This is a genomic window from Frankia sp. KB5 (assembly GCF_002099325.1).
GTDB lineage: Bacteria > Actinomycetota > Actinomycetes > Frankiales > Frankiaceae > Frankia > Frankia casuarinae.
In genome coordinates this window covers 12,852-33,622 of the sequence record NZ_MRUJ01000024.1, presented here as the reverse complement: position 1 = coordinate 33,622, position 20,771 = coordinate 12,852, and the positions used below count along the sequence as shown (strand labels likewise).

Below are 20,771 nucleotides of genomic sequence, written 5' to 3'. Positions count from 1 at the left end.
GCCGGAACTGGGACCGGGCGCCGGGACCAGACCCAGGGACCGGAGATACGACAAGAAGCCGCGACAAGAAGCCGGTACAACGAAGGAGCCGGGCGGTCAGATTACGCTGACCGCCCGGCTCGTCATACCGGCGTTGCGACGCCTGGAATCCAGGGAACCTCGGGGTCCCGGACCCTCGCGGCTACGGGCTCTCTAACGCTTGCCGGGGCGGGCGTAGCGGTCGGTGGCCTCCGAGTCCACGCCGCCGCCCCGCTTGCTCACCGCGGCCGAGTCCCCCACCGGGGAATTGGAGGTGATGGTGTCGACCGACGAACGACGCTCCGGGGCCGCCGCGACGGCCCGGCGGATGCCGGTCCGGCCGTCGTGCACGACGCCCACGACTCGCTCGGCGAGCGCCGGCCAGTCCCGCGGCACCTGCTCAAGCTCCTTGAGGCTGGTTTCGGTGGAGGTGATGACCACGACGGCGTCGGCCTGGATGGCGGAGGCCGCGGTCATCGGCAGCTCGGCCAGCGCCGAGGTGACGAGGATGACGAGGTCGACGACCGGCGCCCGGTCGGCGAGGATCGGGGCGAGGCCACCGGGCCGGGCGGCCCGGGCCGGCGACACGCGGTTGTAGAGGATGTGCCCCCGTCCGGTGCCGGACGAGCGTGCCAGGCAGGTCGGCTCGTGCGCCCAGCGAGGCAGCTCCCCGGAGGTCGCCCGGGGCAGTCCCTCAAGAACTCCCCGCACCTCGGACGACGGCGAGGTGTCCAGGATCAGGACGACGCCCTGATCATCGGACCATGCGGCGGCCACGGAGGCGACGAGATCGGCGGTCAGGTCCCCTCGCGACGCCGGGGTGAACGCGATCACCTTGCTCGTCGGGGACATCACCGCGGACATCGCCGAGACCAGGGTCTCGGCCGCGCTGGCGGTGGTCCGTCCCGGCTCCAGGACGGCGATCAGCGGCACGCCCAGGGTGTCGGATGGGTTGTGCGGGTCGAGGATGGTGGGCCGGCGCTGATACATGATCCAAATCGCCGCGATCGAACCGAGCAACCCGACGATCGCAGCGACCAGCGTGTTACGGAACAGGTTCGGCCCGCTCTGGCCTTCGGCGACGGGTGGCTCGGCCAGTTTGATCGACGCGCTCGCCAGCGCGGAGGCGGTACGGGCGGTGGCGATCTGCGTGTTGAGGTTCGCGATCTGCGTGTTGCGGACGGTGTTGTCGACGCTCCCGGCAATACCGGCTCCCTGGCCCGCAGCGGCCTGCTCCGCCACCAGCCCGTCACGAAGTTTGATCATGGCGCTGATATTCGCCTGGCTGTTGGGGCCATAGGTCGTCAAAAGCTTGCTGTAGGCATCCTCGGCCGACTTGACCAGCGCGTCCGCCGCCTGCTGGCTCGGGCCCGTCCCCTTGATGACGAAGAAGTAGCCCTCGTCGGACGGCGAGGTACTGAGCCGGGCGGCGACGTCCAGCTCGGGCAGCTTGAGTTCCTTCGCGATCTCCGCGACGGCCGCCGAGGACTGGGCGAACTGCGCCTGGGTCTGCACGAAGCGGGTCGCGTCGACCGAGTTGGCGCCGAGCGTACCCGAGTCCGTCGAGAGGAAGACCCGGGCACTCGACCGATAGGTCGCCGTCTGCGTCTTGGAGTAGGCGGCCGCCAGAGCCGCGAAGACGACCACGACGATGGCGACAACCAGCAGCCGTGGCTGGAGGATACGAAGCAGGGACGGGGCGGAGGGAGCCCGGCTGGTCTCGTTGCCCGCCTGCACGTTGCGACTCATGACGCACCCGCCACGGACTCGGAACGAGCGGACCGGGCCCGTACCCGGATCGGAGTGCCGGCGAGACGACGCAACGACTCCTCCAGCGGGACATGAAGCGAACTCAATGTGGCCCCCCACAGGAGCATCCGGCCCGTTTGCCGGACCACGGTCTAGATCTGACGGAACCGATTTGTGAGCATAGCCGATAGCGGATAGTAAACGGTCTATAGCTATGACTGACGCCGCGCGGATGCTCAGGTGCCCCGCCCACCACGCCGCGATCCGGTTCCGCGACCAGGCCGGCGAGGGCCGTGCTCCGGAGCGACATCCATACCCTCGACATCATCCACGGGATCCATTCGATGGTCAGATTCGCCAGCGTTCGACCGTCTCGACCGACGTGCGTCGCTCATCCCGGCCCGGCGCGGGCGCGGCAGCTCTCGTCCTCCCGGCCCCGCCGGGGCGGGGTCAGGCCCGGAGCCGCCCCGCGCCGCCCGCAGCGCGGCCTGCTCCGCGTCGTGCTCCCGAGCGAGTCGACGGAGCAGCACAAACCACACCGGCGCAATGGACCAGAAAGCAATGTTATAGCCGACGACCRCACCCCGCGCCTCCCCGACAAGCAACCCAATGATAGGAAAACCAAACAACATCGGCGCAAAGACCGCATTGACCCGAAATGTGATCTTGGCTTTTCCGAGTGCGTAGACCATGCAGGCCGGTCCGACCGGGACCGACGCGGCCAGATAGTGCAGAATCGACAGCCCCAGGATGTTCCTGACGCCGTCCCACGAGTCGCCCAACAACGCCTGGCCGTAACGTTCCGGAAGGAGGTAGAAGATCAGGCTCCACGCCGTGCCGATGGCGAGGACGAGGGCCGAGAGAGCGTAGGCGGCGCGCTCCCGGGCGTGGCGGGTCATGGAGGTCCGCTTGGAGAACTCCGGCAACGCGAAGCTCACGACCCCCACCCCGACCACCGTGGTCGGGCCGAGCAGCGTGCGCGCACCTTGCAGGGCGCCCACCGTCGCCAGCGAACCCACCGCTCCGATCACCAGCAGCGAGGTCTGCATCGCGCCCTGGACGGTGATGAACTCCGCCGCCAGATAGGCGGAGTTCGACTTGTTCCTGCGGAGCCATCGAAGGGTCTCGCCGGGCGACGGCCAGAAGCCGGCCTGGGCTATCCCCARCAGGGCCGCGACGAGAGCCGAGGCCCCCCAGGCGAGCAGCAGCGGCGGGGATGYGGTCACACCGCGGTGGATGAGCAGGAAGATCCCGAAAATCTGGACGACCGCCCAGACGGTGTCGTTGACGAAGGCGCCGAAGGGCTTCCCCATCGCGAAGAAGACATAGCGCCACGCATCCTGCAGCAGCAGGCCGGGCAGCACGAGGCCCATCGCCGACAAYGACGACCCGACCGGGCCGCCGAGGAGCAGACCCGGACCGACGAACGCGATTCCCACGGCCACACCGAAGACGAACGACGAGCCGGTGGTGGCGGTGGCCGCCGCCCGGAAGTCGCTCCGAGTGGCACCCGAGTAGAACATGCTCAGCGGCATGCAGCTTCCGGCGCGGACCAGGCCGATGACGATGGAGAACAACGTGTACGCAATACCGAACGCGCCGTACTCGACGTCGCTGACCTGATGGGCGATCAGGAACGAGACCGCGGCGTTCGTCGCACTGGAGACGGCCTGRTCCGCCAGCGTCCAGATCGCCTTCGACCTGGCTCCGCCACGGCCGCCGGAACCCTCGCGGCCCGGACCCTCGCGGCCCGGACCCTCGCGGCCCGGACCCTCGTCGCCGGTCAGATCGTCCACCAGGCCGTCGGCCCCGTTACCGGGCCCCGGCCCGAAGGACGCGGCCGCGGCGGCCCGCTCGCCGCCGCCCGTCGCGGCGGGCCTTCGTCGACCGCGGGACCGCGCGGTGCCCGCCCCGGGAAATCGGCCGCCACGCCCGGCGGGGGGCGGCCGCGGAAAGATCTGTGTGCTCTCCGGATCGGTCTCGTCGGTTCGACGCGCCCGCCGGTCCGAGCGGCGATGCCGGGGAGTCTGCCCCTCGACCCGCCGGAGGAGCTCGGTCTTCTCCGCCCGCAGCCGGCGTTGCAGCGCGCTCAGGTCCATCGTGGCGGTGACGACGTCGGGCGGCTGGATCGCGGGCCCGGACCGCCCGGACACCGGCCCCGCGGGGCGGACCGGGTCGACTGGCGGTCTTCCCCCGGCCTCGCCCGACGGTTCTCCCGCCTTCCCGTCTCCCGCCTTCCCGGCCGTTGGCACCCGGCTCACGGAGATCTCGCCCGGGGAAGCGGTGGGCCGTTGCTCCGACGGATCGCCGTGGGGCCGCACCGGGCCGGTCCGCACGGTACCCGGGGGCGGGCGGCGGATCAACGGCAGTCCAGAGACCTTGATGGTCTGCTCGCCCGCCCCGGATTCCGGCCGCGGCGCCGGCGCCGGAGCGGGCTGCGGGCGGATCGGCCCCGTGGACACCTCGAAAACCTCGCCGGGTCGGCGGCCGCCACGGCGTTCGAACCCTTCGCCGAGACGTTCGGTCCGCTCTCCGGGACGCTGCCCGGTCGCCCGCGCGGGACGCTGGGATCGTGGCACGTACCGGGTCTCGTCAGGGGAACCCTCGGGTGGGGAGTCGTCCTCCCCACCCGTGGCTCTCAGGTCCACGTCGATGTCCGTCATACCCGCTCTCTCGACCAGCCCGACCGGCTCAGCCGGCCCAGCGAGCAGGGTCCGCACAACCGCGGACGGAAATAACGACGGCCTGAGACCACGATGGGTTGCCTACAGCACTACGGGCCGGGGAACCGGCACGATGAAGGAGCCACCGCGCGCGGCGTACTCGGCCTGCTGGGCGATGATCTCCTTCTTCACGTTCCACGCCAGCAGCAGCAGGTAGTCGGGCTGCCGCTCCAGCAGGACGGCAGGATCGAGGATCGGCAACCGGGCGCCGGGCAGGTACCGGCCCTGCTTGTGGATGTTGCGGTCGACGACGAAATCGAGCAGGTCGGTACCGATGCCGCTGGAGTTCAGCAGGGTCGCTCCCTTAGCCGCCGCGCCGTAGGCGGCGATGGTCCTACCGTCGGCGCGCAGCGAGCGCAGCAACGCCACCAGCTCGTCCTGCACGGCGCGGACGTCGTCGCCGAAGCTGGCGTACCGGTCGAACGTGTCGAGCCCGGSGGCCCGCTCGGCGTCGAGCACCGCCGCCACCGACTCGGCCGGGTCCGCGGTGGCGGTGTGCTGCATGCTCCACCGCAGGGTGCCGCCGTGCAGCTCGGGGAACTCCTGGACGCCGACGAGCGCGAGGCCGTGCCGGCGCATCAGGGCGTCGACCGCGATCGTGGAGAAGTAGCAGAAGTGCTCGTGGTAGACCGTGTCGAACTCGGTGTGGGCCAGCAACGCGCCGACCCCGGGGTTCTCGACGTCGACGAGGCCGCCGTCGGCGAGCAGGATCGAGAAGCCCTCGACGAAGCTGTTGAGGTCCGGGACGTGGGCCATCACGTTGTTCGCTATGATCACATCGGCCTTGCGACCCTCCGCGACGAGCTGACGGGCGAGCTCCGCGCCGAAGAACTCCTCGCGGGTCGGCACGCCCGCCTCCCGGGCGGCCGCGGCCGGGCCCGGGGTCGGCTCGATCCCGAGGACCGGGATGCCCCGCTCGACGAACGCCTTCAGCAGGTAGCCGTCGTTGCTGGCGACCTCGACCACCAGGCTGTCCGGCCCGAGGTTGCGGCTCGCGATCAGGTCGATCACGTGCTTCTCCGCGTGGCGGACGAGCATGTCGGAGAACGAGGAGAAGTAGGGATAGTCCTCGTCGAAGATCTCGGACGCCGGCAGCTCGTGGGTGAGCTGGACGAGTGCGCAGGCCTCGCAGAAGCCGACCTCAAGCGGGAACGACGGATCGGTCGCGTCGAGGGCGTCGGCGCGCACCAGGCGGTTGGCGATGGGGGTGGACCCCAGGGAGAGGAACAGGCGCGGGGCCGGTCCGCCGCAGGACCGGCAGGCGATTACCGCCGTGGCGATGCCGCCGGGGAGCATCCTGCTTCTGGGTCGCCTGCTTCTGGGTCGCGTCGGCCTCGGCGGTGTCACTACCGCGCTGGGCCGGGGTTGCGGATGACATGCGTTCCCCTAGGTGAGGTGTCGACATCGATCTTCACGATCTGGTGGACGGGAATGGCTGTGCCAGTCGGCCGCGAGGCCGAACGAGAGGCCGAACGAGAGGCCGAACGACATGATGACCGCACATCCGACCAGAAGGATGTGACGGTCCCGCGAACGACATGATCTTCGTGAAGCCGGGACGGGCCCGCCACGCCGCCGGGCGATCGCCGGCGAAGGCAGGAAGGAGAGCGCGGGCACCGGGCATGCGGGCACCGGTCATCGGCCGGACACCCGCCACCCACCGCCGCAGCGGCGACCGCCGGACGAGCGCTCGTTTCCGTCGGCGAGATGCCACCGCCGGCACCGCTGACGGCAGCCCGATGATTTTCCGGCGAAGATCGGCGGTCATGGGTTCTGCGCACGCCGGGTCATGCTAGCCGGTGGGCACCACCCCCCACGTGACCCACAGTCGCCGAGAGGAAGCCGTGGCACCACCCCCCGACGCCGCCGAGCCGGCCCCGCCAGCCGTCCCGCCCGGCGGGTATCCGCGGCGTTGCAGGCATTGTCGGCCGTCGGTCGACCGACTGTCGACCGACGGCCTCGTTCAGCCGGTCGGGGGAAACCCCGGTAATCCAACCCTCACGTCCGCGCCTGGTTGTCCAGCTGGCAAGACGTGGGATGCCCTCCAGCACCCGCCCCCGTTCGTGGGCAACACCCCACACCCGCCCACTTTTCCCTGCCAGCATTGATTTTCACTGGTGGAGCGGAGGCCCGGCGGTCGACCGAACCGGGGACGACGGATTCAGGCCGTCGCGCCGACCCCGCCGGATGCGTGAGCTACATCACGTTGGATGCCGGGAGGGCCGGGTGGCGCGGCGTCGCCGGATGGTCCGGCCGGGCCATCGCCGGCCAGCAGCGGCCACGCACGGTCCTTGTCGGAGATCACCGAGACGGGCAGCGGCCAGACGATGCCCAGTCGCGGGTCGTCGAAGCGCAGCCCACGGTCGTGTCCCGGCGTGAACGGGACGTTCATCTGATAGGTCGCCTCGGTGGAGTCGACGAGCGTCTGGTACCCGTGCGCCAGGCCCGCGTCGATGAACAGCGCCCGATGGTTGTCGGCCGAGAGCTCCACCGCCACGTGCCGCAGATAGGTCGGCGAGTCCGGGCGGGGATCGACGACGACGTCGAGCAGGGCGCCGCGGGTGCAGCGCACCAGCTTGGTCTCCCGCACCGGCTCCCCCGCCCAGTGCATCCCGCGGACGGTGCCCGCGGAGGCGTTGTAGGCCACGCTGCACTGGGCGACGTCGACCGTGAGCCCCGCGGCGGCGAACTCGTCGGCACAGAACGTGCGCGCGAACATGCCGCGGGCATCGGGGAACGGCTCGACATCGACGATCATCACCCCGGCGATCGGCGTCGGCGTAATGATCACGAGTGGGCCCAGAACAGGTCGGCGTCGAGCTGGCCGGTGCGGATCAGGTACTGAAGCTGCTTGAGCCGGGTGTGCCCGCGGCCGGTGAACGTCTCGTTGTCGAGCTGGATACGGGTGAAGACGTCGTGCAGCTGCTGGGCGCCCCTGAGCGCGTTCCAGTCACAGGAGAAGCCGGGCAGGGTGGAGGCGATCTTGTCGAACGACACCCGGTAGCTGCGATTGTCACCGCCGTTGTCACCGAAGCTCAGCGTGCAGCCGGTGAACACCGTGGCGACCGCGTCCGCGATCTCCTTCACCTGGTAATTCTGCTCGCTGTCGCCGACGTTGAAGATCTGGTTGTGCACGATGTCGCGCGGTGCGGTCAGCACCAGGCGGATCGCCTTCGCGATATCGAGCCCGTGGACCAGCGGGCGCCACGGGGTGCCATCCGAGGTCATCGCGATCTCGCCGGTAGTCCAGGCCACCCCGGCCAGGTTGTTGAGCACGATGTCGAAACGCTGCCGCGGGGAGGCACCGTAGGCGGTGGCGTTGCGCAGGAAGGTCGGCGAGAAGGTGTCGTCCGCCAGCGGGGCGACGTCACGCTCCACGTAGACCTTGCACTCGGCGTAGGGGGTCTGCGGGTTCACCGGCGAGGCCTCGGTGACGTCCACACCRGTCGCGACGCCGTAGACGCTGCAGGAGGACATGTAGACGAACCGTTCGACGCCGGCCTGCTTGGCCAGCTTCGCCAGCCGGACCGAGCCGACGTGGTTCACCTTGTACGTCACGTCCGGGGCGAGYGCGCCGAGCGGGTCGTTGGACAGCTCCGCCATGTGCACGACGGCGTCGACCCCCGCGAAGTCCTCGACCGTGAGATGGCGAAGGTCCTTGTCAAGGGTCAACGGGGTCCGGTCGACGCCGCGGTACAGCCAGCCGTACTTGTAGTAGCCGGTGTCCACGCCGATGACCTCATGGCCATCACGCAGCAGCTCGGGCGCGAGCAGGCACCCCAGATACCCCTCCGTGCCCGTCACGAGCACCTTCATCCGCGAGTCCTCCCCATCTCGGCAACGGCACAGGTCGGGTCCAATCGGACACCAGTGTTCCGGCCTCAAACCGTACCGAGTCGATCCCACGAGCCGGTCGCCGACATCCCGCAGTGGCGCGTCGGCAGTCTCAGCGCGCCGGCGGGCGCGTCACCCGGACGGTCTCAACGCCCCGGTGGGCGCATCACCCGCGCGGGAGCGGCGAAGACGGTCGAGCCCGCCGGCACGTCCGTCATCACGATCGAGCCCGGACCGATCCTGGCGTCGTCGCCGATGCTGATCGCCCCGATGAGGTGGACCCCGGGGGCGAGCTCGACCCGCTTGCCGACCTTCGGCACGTCCCGCGGGCCCGCCGTACCGCTCGCGTAGCCGATGGTCAAGTTGTGCCGCAGGGTGCAGTCGTCCCCGATCACGCAGTGYGGCGGGATGAGGATCGTCTGGTGATGGCCGATGTGGACCCGGCGGCCGATCCGCRCCTGCTCGTCGAGCTCGGCCCCGTACAGGTTACGGATGACCAATTTGTTGACCACCTTGTAGAAGACGGTCACGATCCCGCGGACGGGCTGGCTGCGGGTGCGCCGCCACTGCCCGATGCGATAGACGGCGAGCACGTGCAGCCCCGGGTGGGCGAACGATTTGTAGTGCCGGCGCCAGTCCTCCCGCAGGATCTCCCACAGCCCGAGGTCGGAGGCATCCCGGGTGTCCTGGTCGCCGTCCGTCTCGGCTACCCGGGGGGACGGGGCGGCTGCGGGCTGATCGGCTCGGACGGCGCCGCTCCCTGCGGAGTCGCTCCCTGCGGAGTCGGGTCCGGCGGACCCGCCGGACCCGAGAGGGGCACCGGGGCCGGGGCCGTTGACACGCTCGATCTCAGTGGACACCACTCAGCTCCTCGATGTGCTCGCGCAGGTCACCGACGGTGGCGAAACTCGCGAGCCGTTCATCGGCGATCTGGATCGAGAACTCGCGTTCGACCGCGTAGATGAGGTTGATATGCGCGAGCGAGTCCCACCCCGGTACATCGGCGGCGGTCATTCCGTCGCTGATGACGAGGTCGTCGTCACTGAAGATCTCCCGGAAGATCTGCTGTAGTCGCTCCTGCACCATCAGCGAGGCACCTCTTCCATCTTGCGGTCCTGTGGCCGCGGCTGGGGGAACACCTGGGGAGACAGCCCGGCCACGACGCCGGACGGCTCGGCCACGACGACCCGGATGAGCCCAGGCGGCAGGTACGGCGACCGCGCATCACGGCTCCAGCACGTCGTCTCCGCCGCCGGGGTCGTGGCCGGCGCCGGGTCGACCCGCTCGAAACCGAGCCGTTCGTAGAGGCCGGCCACCAGAACGTTCTTCGYCGACGGCCGGTAGTGCCCGGTCACGCGGGCGAGGCCGCGGCGGCGGGCCTCGGCGAGAACAAGCGCGGCCACCTCGTCCTCGAGGGTCCGGCCGATCACCCGGCAGCTCATCAGCCAGGTGTCGATGTCCAGCGCGTCCGCCGACTCCACCGCGATGACCACGGCGACCAGCCCGTGGTCGGCGAACCGGTCGGCGAGCCGGACGCAGAACACCGCCGTGCCGGGATCGGCGGCCAGCCGCTCGATCTCGGCGGCGCCCCGGCGGCGACCGGTCAGGTTGAACTGGTTGGTCTTGCCGACCAACTGGGCGACCCGCGGCAGGGTCATGTCGTCGAGCGGGACCACGGTAGCGGTCATGTCCAGCCCGCGGTGGAAATCCTCCAGCGAGGTCGCCGCCGCGGCGGCGGCAGCCGTCTCGGCCCGGGCCCGGTACGCGGCGGTGCGCGCGGCGTCCTCGGCCGTGAGGGCGCTGGCCTCGAAGAAGGGATAGTCCGCCAGCGCCCGGACGTAGCCGTGCGGATCGGCGGGCAGCGCCACGACGTCCACCTCGGGAACGAGTTGGCGGACGACCTCGCGTTCGGCCGGGTTGTCGTCAACGAAGACCAGCGCGTCGAGGCCGAGGCCGAGCGCGGCGGYGATCCGGCGGATCTGCGTCGGCTTGTCGTCCCAGCAGGCGCTGAACACCGCGATGTCATCGAGGCCGAGCCGCATCCCCGGATGACGCTCGAACGCCTCCCGGGCGTCGGCGTCGTTGTTCTTGGAACAGACGGCGAGCACGACCCCGCGGGCCTTCAACTCGGCGACGTACGTCTGGAACGCGGCGAACGCCTCCCCGACAGCGCCATCGCCGAGCGCGATGCCGGCCAGGCCCTCCTCCCCGAGCACGCCGCCCCACAGAGTGTTGTCGAGGTCGAGGACCAGGCACTTCCGGCTCGTTCCCAGCTGAGCCCCGATCACCGCGGCGGTGTGCCGGGCCAGCAGCGGCACCTGCGCGAGCGACACCGCCTGCTTGGACCGGTGCCAGTACCGCGCGTCGAACCAGGCACGCTTGCCCACGTCGGCGGCGAGCCGCTCGCAGTCGACGAAGGCGACCCCGTCGCCCCGCTCGCCGGACACCCGGCCGAGTTCGGCGTTGACCCGCGCGAGCATCGCCGGCCGGGAGCCGGGAACCCGCAACGCCAGATGGCCGAGCGCGACCTCGCCGGGGATGGCGAAGGTGTGCTGGACGATCCGGGCCCCGCACCGATTTATGATCATGTCCCACAGCGACGTCCAACGCTCGACCTCGGTGGCCACCGCGGCGGCCGGGTCGTCGGCGACCGCCGGCAGGGCGGTCTCCCCGGCGTGCACCGCGAGCACGACGACGTCGGGCCGGAACCGGTAGAGCTCACTCGCGGGGTCCAGGACCTCCTGGCGGTACTGCCCATAGCCGCATTCGTAGACCTCGACGGCGACCCCGGCTCGCGCCGCGGCCAGCGGCAACAGCGCGGCGAACTGCGACGTCGTGTAACTGCCGAGCACGGCCACCCGCGCGGACCTCGGCAGCGGCGCGACCCGCGGCAGGACGCGGCGCAGCACGCCGGCAGCGGCCGACCAGGCACCGAGGTCGCTGCCGGCGTCGGTGAGCGCCAGGGCCCACCGCAYGGCCCCGGCGTCGTCGCCGGCCCGCTCGTGCGCGACGGCGAGATCACGGCACAGCGCCGCGGTCGGGATCTCACTCGTGGYGGCACGCGCGGTCAACTCGGCGATCCGCGGATGTTCCGGCGGTGACGCGACGCCCTCGCCGACGTCCGTGCCGACGTCCCTTCTGTCGGTCATTGCTGCGGCCCCTCTCGGTGCGACTCTTCGCGGCGCCCATACGCGGTTCCTCGGCACTCTACCGTCACGTAAGTGTTGGTAGGCGACGGAGCGACCATCAGGCCAGGGCGGCAACCAGGGACGCGAGGAGCGTGCCCCGGTCCGGTGGAGGTTGCGCGTCGACCGGGACCGGGACCGGGGAGGCGGTCACCCGGCAGAGCCACGCCCCACTGGGCATCGATCGTCTCCTGCGCCGTCGAAGGCACTGAAGCCGGGAAAACCACCTCGGGCTATCCGGACGAGCTATCTGCTTTGTAACAGTGGTCTGCATAGACCATGCAATGTGGAAAACTTCCTCAGACAGGGCGCGTAACCGGACACGATCAGCCACGCCCGCCGAGYGGCAGCCCCCGGAGGCAGGACCCCCTCATGCACCACCGCGCCATGCTCGGCCTGCTGGTCGGCCTCGCGCTGCTGGTCGGCCTCGTGATGACGACCGCTCCGGCCGGCGCCGCCGTCCCGCCGCACGCGGCCGGGCCCGGCCCGGCTTCGATCGCGCCCGCCCGAGGCTCGCAGTGGTACCACGCTGTCCTGGGACTCGCCCAGGCGCACCGGATCAGCCAGGGCGCGGGCACGGTGGTGGCCGTCATCGACGGCGGGGTCGACGCCAGCCAACCCAAGTTGTGGGGTCAGCTGCTTCCCGGTACCGGCATCGGCCCCGGGGCGGCGCGGGACGGTTGGCGCGACGATGATCCGAACGGCCACGGCACCGCCATGGCGGGCATCATCGCCGGTCGCAACGACAACGGCCGGCCCGAGGTCCGCGGCATCGCCCCGGCCGCCAAGATCCTGCCCGTCTCGACCGGCGCCGAGGCGAACTCGGAGGAGGTCGCGATCGGCATCCGCCGGGCAGTCGACCTGGGTGCCGACGTCATCAACCTCTCCCTGGGCTCGACGGGGACGGCGACCCCGGACGAGGAGAAAGCGGTCGGCTACGCCCTCGCGCACGACGTGGTGGTGGTCGCCTCGGCGGGGAACGTCGAGTCCGGCGACACCGCGATCAACTCCCCCGCCAGTATCCCGGGGGTGGTCGCGGTGACCGGATCGACGGCCGCTGGTGGTTTCTGGCGGGAATCGGCCCACGGGCCGCGGGCCGTCATCGCCGCGCCGGCCCCCGGTATCCGGGCCCCCGTCCCGACCCGGGTCTCCCCGGACGGCCTGGACACCGGGGGCGRCACCTCGAACTCCGCGGCGATCGTCGCGGGCGTTGTCGCCCTCATCCGGGCCGCCCAGCCGGACCTGGACGCACCCAACGTCATCGAGCGGCTCGTCTACACCGCGCGGGATGCGGGCTCTCCTGGCCGCGACGACGAGTTCGGCTTTGGCATCGTCGACCCCGTCGCGGCGCTGACCCGGGCCGTGCCGGTGGTCAGGAGCAATCCGCTGCTGTCGGCACCGACACGCTGGGGGGTGGGGGGGCCCGCGCCGGCCGCCGGCCGCATCATGCCCGGCGGGCAGGCCCGGGGGTCCGCCGGCGACGCGACGACCCACGGGGCCGGCGCCACACTCACGAACACCGGTCCGATCGGCGCAGCCGGCCCAGACTCATCGAAACCCTCGCCACTGGTCTGGACCGCCGGGCTCGGGATCGCGGCCTCGTTGGGCGTCCTGCTCGGGATCGTGACACATCTGCTGTACGCCTGGCAGCGCGCGACGCGGGCGGGACCGGGCCGCGCGGGCAGCCGCGTCCGCCCGCGCTCCCCTACCGGGTGATCTCGCGGTGTCACTGCGGACCGGCGCGCCACTTCTACCATGGGCCCATGACACACGCGCTCCTGGACGAGCTGTCCTGGCGTGGACTCCTCCACGACAGCACCGATCCCGCCGAGCTGCGGGAGCACCTCGACAGCGGACGGCGGCGCTGCTACATCGGCTTCGACCCGACGGCCCCCTCGCTGACGATCGGCAACCTGCTGCCGATGACCCTGCTGATCCGGGCCGCACGGGCGGGGATCGGCGCGGTCACCCTGTTCGGCGGTGGCACGGGTCTGATCGGCGACCCGTCGGGCAAGTCGGTGGAACGTAGCCTGCTCACCGCCCAGGAGGTACGGACGAACATGCTCGGACAACAGGAGATCATGGAGTCCGTCTTCGCCCGGGCCCTGGACTCCAGCCAGCTACCACAGTTCGTCGACAACGCCGACTGGCTCGACGGACTCGGAATGATCGAGTTTTTGCGGGACGTCGGCAAGCACTTCCCCGTCACCGAGATGGTCCGCCGTGACTCGGTGCGCCGGCGGCTGGACGATCCCGACGTCGGCCTGACCTACACCGAGTTCAGCTACTCCCTGCTCCAGGCGTACGACTTCCGCCGCCTGTGYGAGGACCACGGGGTCACCCTTCAGATGGGCGCCTCCGACCAGTGGGGCAACATCGTCGCCGGGATCGACTACGTGCGACGGGTGCTGCGCACCCAGGTACACGGGCTGACCTGCCCGCTGCTGCTGCGTTCGGACGGCACGAAGTTCGGCAAGTCGGAGAAGGGTGCGGTCTGGCTCTCGGCCGACCGTACCTCGCCCTACACCCTGTACCAGTTCGTGATCAATCTGTCCGACGACGAGGCACGCCGGTTCGCCCTGTTCTTCTCGCTCATCGACCGTGAGCCGCTGGAGCGGCTGTTCGCCGAGCACGCCGAGGCTCCGGGTAAGCGGGCGTTGCAGCGTCACCTGGCGCGGGAGATCACCGCACTGGTGCACGGTCAGGCCGCGGTGGACGCGGCCGAGGCGGCGTCGGCGGCGTTGTTCAGCGGGGACGTGAAGGCGATCGGCGCGGATCTGCTCTCCGACGTCTTCGCCGACGTGCCCACGGTCGAGGAGCCGGCCGCCCGGCTCGAGGATGACGGCTGGCCGGTTGTCGATCTGCTGATCGCCACCGGCCTCGCCAGCAGCAAGCGGGATGCGCGCGAGCACCTGGGCAACCATGCGGTCCTGGTGAACGGGGAACGGGTCGGCGTGGAAGCCACCGTCGGGACCAAGGATCTGCTGCACGGCTCGGTCATCCTGGTCCGCCGCGGTCGCCGGGAATGGCGGGTGRCCCGCTTCACCTGAGCCCGGGACCAGCGAGCCCGGGACCAGCGAGCCCGGGACCAGCGAGTTCACTTCCCTGCCTGGCCAGAGGGACGAATCGGACAAACAGCCCACTGAACAGGCAGGGAACGAACGAGGAACGGGCGCGGCTACTGGGCCGGCGGTCCGACCAGCAGGCCCTTGATATATGCGGCGTGCTCGTCGGCCACTGCCTTCCTGCCCCGGGCCCGAGAGAGCACCGTACGCCCGGCGTAGCCGGCGACGAGCATCGAGCGCATCACGTTCACCCGAGCCGGCGCATTGTGCTTACGCAGATAACGCACCATGGACGCACCGCGCATCTGCAGCATCCATGTCTTACCGGCCCCGGAACCTCCCGCCCCGTGGGGTACCAGCAGATCGGTGCGCAGCTTCTGCCGCAGCCCCGCCTCACGGATCGCCCGGCCGAGCGCCATGTCCTCGTTGTAGACGTAGAACGTCTCATCAAAGGCGCCCAGTTCGAGGAAGGTGGACCGACGGACGGCCATGCAGGCGCCGGTCAGCCACTCGGGGTTCATCGGGCGGCCCGGTGTCGGCCGGGCGAACAGCGCCGAGCTCGGCGCCACCTTGTGCGCTCCCAGCACGTGCAGCAGCACCCGGCGAGGCGTCGGCTCCCAGCCGCCGTTACCGAGCTCGGGCTTGTCGTCGTGCCCCTTCATGGTGGCCGCGCTGGTCACCAGTTCGGGATCGGCGATGAGGTCGTCGACCAGCGTGTCGATGACCTCCACGGTGGGCCGGCTGTCCGGGTTGCCGAGCACCACGTACTCGTAGCGCGACGAACGGATGCCCATGTTGGCGGCCTTCGCGAATCCCTTGCCGCCACCGGAGTCGAGGTAACGGCTGTTGGGCCGGTCCGCGATCAGCTCGTCAACGCGGTCGACGCCCTCCGCGTTATCGATGATCACAACCGGCATGTCCAACGGAAGGGTCGCGAAGAGCTGCTCGAGCTGGCCACGGCTGTGAAAACTGACCAGTACCAGCTCGTACTGCCACCTGGACCGGTTGGACTTCTCGACGGACATGGCGGYACGCTCCTCACTGCGTGTGCTGACGCGCACTCAGGTGGATATCCACGCCTCGTGCGGTGTTGCGGTGTCGCGCCACACGGTATTCCCACCCCACGGCGGGTGGTATTTCGATAGGCGTAGCCGGTGAYGGGCCGCGGTGGGTTCTCCGGTCGAGGCCGGTCCCGGCCGGCGTCAGCGGCGTCAGTTGCCGGAGCAGGTCAGTTGCCGGAGCAGGTCAGTTGCCGGCCGGGGCCAACTCGGTCGGCGGGCCAGGCGGCGTCGTCTGCCCCGGTGGCAGGACCGACCCCGGGGGCGCCGGTGACGTCGCGGAGGCCACGGCCGGCCGCTCCGGCTTGGGCCAGACGGCGGGCCGGTCCCGGGCCACAAAGCGCCGCACCCCGCCGAGCGCGACGGCCTGCAGGAAGAAGACCTGCGCGACCAGGCGGGTCGGACCGGGCGGCGTGCGCCCGGTCAGCAGCGCCGCGGTACTCACAGCGCCGACGGCGTTGCCGGCCAGGAACAGCCGGGCAATCCAGCTCCGGCGGGCGGCCGGGAGGGCGAGCCCCACCAGGACGACCTGCGCCAACGGGCCGAATGACGAGCGGACCAGCCGGTGGCCCCACAGTTGCGGGGTGACCGGCAGCGCGCCGGGCACCAGCGCCGCCCGGCGCCGCCAGAGCATGTCGAGGTTGCCAGCGACGATCCGGGTCCGCCGCTCCCACTCCGCCGAGTAGTCCGGGCTCGACGACTCGATCGAGTACGCCTCGGGTTCGTAGACGACCCGCAGCCCCCCTTCGAGGATGTCGAGAGCCAGCCAGGCATCGTCGACGGCCACGTCCGCGGGCAGGGGCCGAAACGCCTGGCGGCGGAAGGCCAGCATCTCGCCGACCACRCCGATGGTCGCCCCGGTCGCCGACTCGCGGCGCTTCAGCCAGGACTCGAACTTCCAGTAGAAGCCCTGGGCGCCGTCGGGATCGTCAACCTGCTTCTCCCCCGCCACCGCGCCGACCGTCTCGTCGGTGAAATGACGGGCGGCTGCCCGCAGGGCACCGGGCGCGAGCACAGCGTTCGCATCGGTGAGCACCACGAGCTCGTGGGTGGCGGCGGCGACTCCCCGGTTGACCGCCCGCGCCTTGCCGAGGCGTTCCCCGGACGACAGCACCCGCACGCCGGGCCGGCGCGAGGCCTCGGCCGTCTCCGGATCGTCGGCCACGACGATGATCTCCATCGGCCCGGGATAGTCCGCGCGGGTGAGTTCATCCAGTTTCGCCCCGATCACCGCCGACTCCCGATAGGCGGAGACGACCACGCTCAGTCCCGGCCAGATCTCAGGGTCCGGCGGTGCCGTCGACTCCAGACCACGGCTGCGCAATCCGATATAGATCGGATACAAGACGTGACCGTAAACGGTTGTGGCTCCCAGCGCCGCCACGGCGGCACCTCGACCGATGGTCCGGACACCTGTCATGGCGGTTACCGTAGCGTTCCGCCGGTCAGCCACAACCAACGGCTCCGTCCTTTGYGGTACGGCGCCATTGAYGCCATGACGCCATGACGCCGCGCAGCCGTGACACCCGCACCGCGCCAAAGTCGTCCCGCGGAATCGGATGGACCCCCGGCGGGCCTGCGCGCACCTCGACCCCACCCTCACCTCACCTCACCTCACCTCACGACACTCTTGTCATCTACCTGGAACTGTCCGCGACACCCCGCGCGAGTACCGAGCCCGCAGTCGTTACCCGACCCCACGGTCGTTACAGTTGTCCGGTGAGCGACTCCACACGCTGGATCGTCGTTGTCGAGGAACCGTTTCTCCCGGCGGACGCGGGCGGCCGGGTGGAGACCTTCAGCTTCCTCACCGCGGCTTCCGCGGCCGGCGTTCGGATGCAGGTCCTGGTGCCTTCCCGGGAGAACCTGGATATCGCCGTGTACGAGGAGGCCGTGCCGGGTTCGGCCGTCATCCGGCTGCCTCGTGACGACAGCCCACGGGCACACCTGAYGGCCCGGCCATTCATGCACGCATCCCGGCCGGTCGGTCCGTTGCGCCGCGCGCTGGAGTCGACACCGCCACGGGCCGACGCCGTGATCAGTTACAGCTGCCGGACGTCGCATCTCGGCGAGGAGGTCGCCCGGATCTGGAAGCTGCCGCATCTGGTGCGCGCGCACAACGTCGACTCGGAGTTCTTCCGGGTGCTGGCCCGCAACAGCTCGGGGCCGCGCGCCGTCGCCTACGAGCTGGAGTATCACAAACTGCGGCTGGCGGAGCTTTCGATGCACCACTCTCCGCTCATCACCTGCATCGCGGACATCTCGCTGGAAGACCACAACTGGCGGCGTACGCGGGCGAGCATCCCAACGTTCCACCTRCCGCCGTTCCTGCCCGTCGRCGCCCTCACCRCACCGACGGGCACCGGGTCGGCCGGTACCGAGCCGGYCCCGCCGGGCCGGAAGCCGGCGCCTCGGGACAGCGCCGGCAAAAAGCTGATCTTTGTCGGCTCGCTGGACACCCCGACCAACATCGAAGCCCTGCGCTGGTTCCTCGGCGGCTGCTGGCCGACGATCCGGGTCCGCCATCCCGACGCGACCTTCCAGGTGGTGGGGCGGCGTCCGGAGGAGGGCCTGGCGGCATGGCTCGGTGGCTTCGAGGGCGTGGAGTTGCACACCGACGTGCCGAGCGTCGCCGGTTACCTCGCCACCGCCACCCTGTCGGTGAACCCGATGCGTTCGGGATCCGGCGTGAACATCAAGGCGATCGAGGCAATGGCGGCGGGAACGCCGGTCGTGAGCACACCCACCGGCAGCCGCGRCCTCGGCTGGACGCCCGGTACCCACCTCCTCGTCGCCGAGGACGCGGGCGCCTTCGCCGACGCCGCCTGCAGCCTGCTGGAACAGCCCTGGAAGGCGGCCGAGATCGGAACAGCCGGCCAGGCCTACGTGCTACAGGAACTCGACCACACGGCGCTCATCGGTCGCATCCAGGAACATCTGACGCCAGCCTGAGTCCCTGCCCGCCGGGCCTCACCGAGCCGACGGAGCAGACCGGTGGGCGGAAGACCGGTGGGCGGGAGACATATCAGAAGGTGAGCATCACCTTGCGGGCGTCGAACGCCTCCGCGTAGCGCGTCCCGCACTCTACGCCGYGCAGCCGCAGGGTCGCGCGGAAGGTCTCGTCGTCGAACCAGGCGCGGTCCTGCTGGCTGCGGAAATGACGTTTGAGATGATCGAGTTTTGCCCCGACCGTCTCCTCGAGGATCGGGACGTACAGGCTGGGGGACAGCCGGTCAGCCTCCCATTTCGGGATCTCGTAGCCGAGGATGAGCGCCCCGCGAAAGGCCTGCCACGCCAGCTCGCCGAGCACCCGGTGATCCTGGTGGGCATCCGCGAGCGCCGGGGCGAACACGATGTCCGGGGTGACCTGGCGGGCGATCTGCAGCAGGACCTCCTTGACCCCGCTCCACTCCCGCGGGAGGAAACCGTCCCGGACCTCGTGCAGGTGCAGCGAACCGAGCGAGGAGCCGAGCAGTTCACGCGCGCTCTCCTCCGCCTCCGAGCCGCGCTCRCCCTCGCCCGAGAAGACCACCCAGTGCACGGTGGCCTCCGGATGGGCGGCCAGCAACTGCATGATCGTGGCAGCGGCGCCGATCTCCACGTCGTCCGCATGTGCCCCGAGGGCCACGACGCTGTACGCCCGCCCATCGGCCGGCGGGCCCGCCGTCAACGCCAGCATCCGGCACTCCTCCGCGCTCGCCCGCCCTTTCTCTCCCCCTCATGCCAGTGCACGAAGCCTCCGYTCCCCGGTTCCCCGGCAACCGGCCATGCCRTTGACCTTTCGCATCCATGCCAACACTTGAAGTAGCCAAGCACCCGGAGTGCCCGCCGGACCGGCAGAAACACGCGGCGTCCGTCGAGCGGTTCAGAGCAACGCGTGATAGCGGTTCTGCGCGGGCTCCAGACCGTCGGCGATGAGCATCTCGACCGAGTCGGCCGCGTGTTCGAGCAGGAGGGGCAGCTCACGGCGTTCGGTCGAGGTGAAGTCCCGCAGCACGAAGTCGGCCGGATCCATCCGGCCGGGCGGACGGCCGATGCCGACCCGGACCCGCAGATAGTCCCGCGTCCCGAGCGCTGAGGAGATGGACCGCAGACCGTTGTGGCCGTTGTCCCCACCGCCGCGTTTGAGCCGCACTGCCCCGAAGGGGATGTCAAGCTCATCGTGCACCACGATGAGCCGGGAGACCTCGACCTTGTAGAAGCTCCGGGCCGCCGCGACAGGACCGCCGGAGAGATTCATGAAGGAGAGCGGACGGGCAAGGACCGCCCGCGCCCCGGCCAGGCGGGTCTCTGCGACATCGGCCCGGGAACGGTGCGACTTCAGCCGTGACCCGGTCCGCTCGGCGAGCAGGTCCACGACCATGAAGCCGGCGTTGTGCCGATTCCCGGCATAGGTCGGTCCGGGATTGCCGAGACCGGCGACGAGCCAGGGCCCATCGCCGGTCGGGGTGATCATCATCGGCAGGCGACATCGGCGATGGAGCGGATCCGCCTAGACGGACGCGCTCGCGACGCCGGCCTCCTCCGCCACCGGAGTCTCGCCGAGCGAGGCCTCCTGCTGGGCGTTCGTCCGCTTGGCCAGGCACTGCACGACGACCAGGTCGGGATCGGCGTCGAGCTCGGAGCCGGCCGGCAGGACCAGCTGGCGGGCGAGAATGCTCGTACCTGGCTCGAGCCCGGTGATATCGACCTCGATCGGGCCGGGCAGCCGGGTGGCGTCGGCCTTCACCGCGATCGTGGTGACCTGCTGGTCGACCAGGGTGTCCGGGTGTGGTTCCCCGATCACCTGCACGGGGATGTCGGCCACGACCTTCTCGCCCCGGGCCACGAGCACGAGGTCGATGTGCTCGAAGCTGCCCTTGATCGGGTGGCGCTGGACGTCCTTCGCGAGCGCGAGTTCGGTCCCCTCGGCCAGTTCGAGCGTCAACAGGACGTTCGTGCCGGCGTCGGTCTTGAAGGCGTGGAGGAGGTCGTGTGCGGGCAGCGCGATGTGACGCGGCGGCTTACCGTGACCATAGAGAACAGCCGGGACCTTGCCGGCCCGACGGGTGCGACGAGCCCCGCCCTTACCGAACTCGGTGCGCGGCTCCGCGGCGATGCGGACCTCGGACATGGCGGCGCTCATCCTTTCCTAAACTG

Annotated in this window: 16 protein-coding genes; 3 read left to right on the top strand and 13 right to left on the bottom strand. The window is 70.5% G+C overall.

The features are described from left to right. Positions 1 to 192 precede the first annotated feature (192 nt). The 8 genes from KBI5_RS03020 to KBI5_RS02985 form a co-directional block, all read right to left on the bottom strand. Positions 193 to 1,767, bottom strand: a complete 1,575-nt coding sequence (locus KBI5_RS03020) for a Wzz/FepE/Etk N-terminal domain-containing protein (protein ID WP_011438310.1) — start codon at positions 1,765 to 1,767, stop codon at positions 193 to 195. A 236-nt stretch (positions 1,768 to 2,003) separates the two neighbouring features. After that, positions 2,004 to 4,430, bottom strand: a complete 2,427-nt coding sequence (locus tag KBI5_RS03015; protein ID WP_085014254.1) for a hypothetical protein — start codon at positions 4,428 to 4,430, stop codon at positions 2,004 to 2,006. A 102-nt stretch (positions 4,431 to 4,532) separates the two neighbouring features. Further along, positions 4,533 to 5,786: a class I SAM-dependent methyltransferase gene (locus KBI5_RS03010; RefSeq protein WP_085014250.1), complete on the bottom strand. Its 1,254-nt coding sequence runs from the start codon at positions 5,784 to 5,786 to the stop codon at positions 4,533 to 4,535. Between the two features lie 865 nt (positions 5,787 to 6,651). Then, a complete protein-coding gene (locus KBI5_RS03005) occupies positions 6,652 to 7,281 on the bottom strand; it encodes a dTDP-4-dehydrorhamnose 3,5-epimerase family protein (RefSeq protein ID WP_011438314.1) in 630 nt (209 codons plus the stop codon). Further along, positions 7,278 to 8,306 (bottom strand): SDR family oxidoreductase, encoded by a 1,029-nt coding sequence (locus tag KBI5_RS03000; protein WP_011438315.1) that lies wholly within the window; start codon positions 8,304 to 8,306, stop codon positions 7,278 to 7,280. Before KBI5_RS03000 ends, KBI5_RS03005 begins: the two co-directional genes overlap by 4 nt. A gap of 164 nt (positions 8,307 to 8,470) precedes the next feature. Next, complete coding sequence (locus tag KBI5_RS02995) at positions 8,471 to 9,184, bottom strand: serine acetyltransferase (protein WP_241882623.1); 714 nt, start codon at positions 9,182 to 9,184, stop codon at positions 8,471 to 8,473. Continuing rightward, positions 9,174 to 9,410 carry an acyl carrier protein gene (locus tag KBI5_RS02990; RefSeq protein WP_011438317.1) on the bottom strand — a complete coding sequence of 79 codons (237 nt, stop codon included), beginning with the start codon at positions 9,408 to 9,410 and terminating at the stop codon, positions 9,174 to 9,176. The genes KBI5_RS02995 and KBI5_RS02990 overlap by 11 nt, the downstream gene beginning before the upstream one ends. After that, positions 9,410 to 11,473 carry an HAD-IIIC family phosphatase gene (locus tag KBI5_RS02985; protein ID WP_085014248.1) on the bottom strand — a complete coding sequence of 688 codons (2,064 nt, stop codon included), beginning with the start codon at positions 11,471 to 11,473 and terminating at the stop codon, positions 9,410 to 9,412. Before KBI5_RS02985 ends, KBI5_RS02990 begins: the two co-directional genes overlap by 1 nt. 408 nt (positions 11,474 to 11,881) lie before the next feature. Between KBI5_RS02985 and KBI5_RS02980 the strand changes: the two genes are divergently transcribed. Further along, positions 11,882 to 13,225 (top strand): S8 family serine peptidase, encoded by a 1,344-nt coding sequence (locus tag KBI5_RS02980; RefSeq protein ID WP_085014247.1) that lies wholly within the window; start codon positions 11,882 to 11,884, stop codon positions 13,223 to 13,225. A gap of 47 nt (positions 13,226 to 13,272) precedes the next feature. Beyond that, positions 13,273 to 14,559: a tyrosine--tRNA ligase gene (gene tyrS / locus KBI5_RS02975; protein WP_085014246.1), complete on the top strand. Its 1,287-nt coding sequence runs from the start codon at positions 13,273 to 13,275 to the stop codon at positions 14,557 to 14,559. Positions 14,560 to 14,687: 128 nt separating this feature from the next. Here tyrS and KBI5_RS02970 read toward each other — a convergent pair whose 3' ends face one another. Both KBI5_RS02970 and KBI5_RS02965 read right to left on the bottom strand, forming a co-directional pair. Next, a complete protein-coding gene (locus KBI5_RS02970) occupies positions 14,688 to 15,599 on the bottom strand; it encodes a glycosyltransferase (protein ID WP_011438321.1) in 912 nt (303 codons plus the stop codon). Positions 15,600 to 15,819: 220 nt separating this feature from the next. Next, a complete protein-coding gene (locus KBI5_RS02965) occupies positions 15,820 to 17,052 on the bottom strand; it encodes a glycosyltransferase family 2 protein (RefSeq protein WP_070982138.1) in 1,233 nt (410 codons plus the stop codon). 299 nt (positions 17,053 to 17,351) lie between these two features. Between KBI5_RS02965 and KBI5_RS02960 the strand changes: the two genes are divergently transcribed. Continuing rightward, complete coding sequence (locus tag KBI5_RS02960) at positions 17,352 to 18,584, top strand: glycosyltransferase (protein WP_085014245.1); 1,233 nt, start codon at positions 17,352 to 17,354, stop codon at positions 18,582 to 18,584. 73 nt (positions 18,585 to 18,657) lie between these two features. Here the strand turns inward: KBI5_RS02960 and KBI5_RS02955 are convergent, their stop codons facing one another. The 3 genes from KBI5_RS02955 to KBI5_RS02945 form a co-directional block, all read right to left on the bottom strand. After that, positions 18,658 to 19,311, bottom strand: a complete 654-nt coding sequence (locus KBI5_RS02955) for a PIG-L family deacetylase (RefSeq protein WP_085014244.1) — start codon at positions 19,309 to 19,311, stop codon at positions 18,658 to 18,660. Positions 19,312 to 19,497: 186 nt separating this feature from the next. Beyond that, a complete protein-coding gene (gene pth / locus KBI5_RS02950) occupies positions 19,498 to 20,091 on the bottom strand; it encodes an aminoacyl-tRNA hydrolase (RefSeq protein WP_011438325.1) in 594 nt (197 codons plus the stop codon). Between the two features lie 33 nt (positions 20,092 to 20,124). Further along, positions 20,125 to 20,745, bottom strand: a complete 621-nt coding sequence (locus KBI5_RS02945) for a 50S ribosomal protein L25/general stress protein Ctc (protein ID WP_035732506.1) — start codon at positions 20,743 to 20,745, stop codon at positions 20,125 to 20,127. Between the last annotated feature and the right edge of the window lie 26 nt (positions 20,746 to 20,771).